Here is a 1,583-nt window from a genome sequence, read left to right as displayed (position 1 = left end):
CGCGGCCGCCCTCGCGCGCCGGTGGGTCGAGCAGGGCGCTGTCGGCCCCATCTACGTGGGCTTTGACGGACGCAAGAAGTCCTCGGGGCTCGCCGCCGTGGTGGGGGAGGTGCTGTCTGGGGCAGGTTTGGTCACCACGGTCCTCGAGCACCCGTGCTGCGCGGGAGCGCTGGGCATGGCGGTCGCGACGGATGCCGACAGCCCGGGAGGCGTCATGCTGAGCGGGTCGGACGCGCCCGGACCCTATTGCGGCCTCTTTGTGCGCGGAGCGGACGGCGGCAGCGTCCCTGCGCGCTTCGCCGCCGACGTCGACCAGCTCGCCGGCGTCATCAGCGCCGAGGGGCGAGCGCCGTTTCGGTCCTATGACGTCACGGACGCCTACCGACGCTGGCTCCTCGCGGCGCTTGACCCCTCCCGCCCTGGCTGGGGGCTCTCGGTCGTCATCGACGCCCTGCACGGCGTGGGCGCCCGCCCGCTCGTCGAGATCCTGGAGGGGCTGGGATGCTCCGTGTCACTCCTGCACGAGGAGCCGCGGGCGGACTTTGGCGGCCTTCGTCCGCAGGCATCGGAGCCTTGGGCGAACGAATGCACGGCCGCGGTCGCGCGACAGGGCGCCGACCTCGGCATCGTTCTTGACGGCGACGCCATGCGCTCCGCCCTCGTCGACGAGCGGGGCCGGCTGGTGCCCCCTCAGCAGCTCGTGGCTCTGGTGATGGGCCATCTGGTGCGGAATAGGGGCATGTCGGGACGGGTGGCCTCGACGCTCGCGAGCTCGGCCCTCGTGCGCCTTGAGGCCGAGGACCTGGGCCTTGAGGTCACCTCCGTCCCCGTCGGCTTCGAGAGGCTGCATGACGAGATCGCCGAGGGTGACGTCCTGCTCGCCTGCGACGAGTTCGGCGGGGTGAGCGTGCCTCAGCGCCTGCACGAGCGCGACGGCGTGCTGAGCGCGCTTCTTGCGGTGGAGGCCCTGGTCTTTGCCGGCCCCCGCTCTAGCGTCTCCCAGCTCCTGGCGCGCATGGAGGAGCGGCTCGGACGCATGGAGTACGGCAGGAGGAGCGTCCCCATGAAGCCCGGGGACCTCGACGCGCTGTCCACGGTCCTGCCGGGGCTCAACCCCGGGCGCATCGCCGGCGCAGAGCCGTGCATGGTCTCCCACGCCGACGGCCTGAAGCTCGAGTTTGACGACGACTCCTGGCTCATGATGCGACCGTCCCGCACCCTGCCCGTCGTGAGGGTCTATGCGGAGGCCCACTCGCCTCGCCGTCGGGATGAGCTCCTCAAGAGCGGCGCCGACTTCGTCCGCGGAGAGTATCTCGGACAGCTCAGGACCACGTGACGCCTCCGGGTGCGGCCGTGTCGCGCCTGTAGGCGCCAGCATGAGCATCAGCAAAATATGGATGATTTGTGTTCGCCGAATTCCTGGGGGACATAGCCGAGTTTGGTGCGTAATATATTTCCTCGCGCCGCACGGAAGGGCGAGGCCCAAAGGGCGGCGCGGCGAACCTTGAGAACCGGATACTGCGATCGAGAGATCGACAAGAGACAGCGAAGAATGAGCGAAGCTCGAGACGACGCAGAGTCAA

The 1,583-nt window shown here is 69.5% G+C and carries 1 protein-coding gene; it reads left to right on the top strand.

Annotated features, from left to right (window positions below; translation table 11 throughout):
• Positions 1-1,336, top strand: a 1,336-nt coding sequence (locus BN3001_RS00070; RefSeq protein ID WP_058269807.1) for a phosphohexomutase domain-containing protein, incomplete at its 5' end; no start/stop codon positions are given.
• Positions 1,337-1,583: the final 247 nt, after the last annotated feature.

Origin of the sequence: Olsenella massiliensis, assembly GCF_001457795.1 — a bacterium.
Lineage (GTDB): Bacteria > Actinomycetota > Coriobacteriia > Coriobacteriales > Atopobiaceae > Olsenella_F > Olsenella_F massiliensis.
This window is presented reverse-complemented; position numbering and strand designations above follow the sequence as displayed.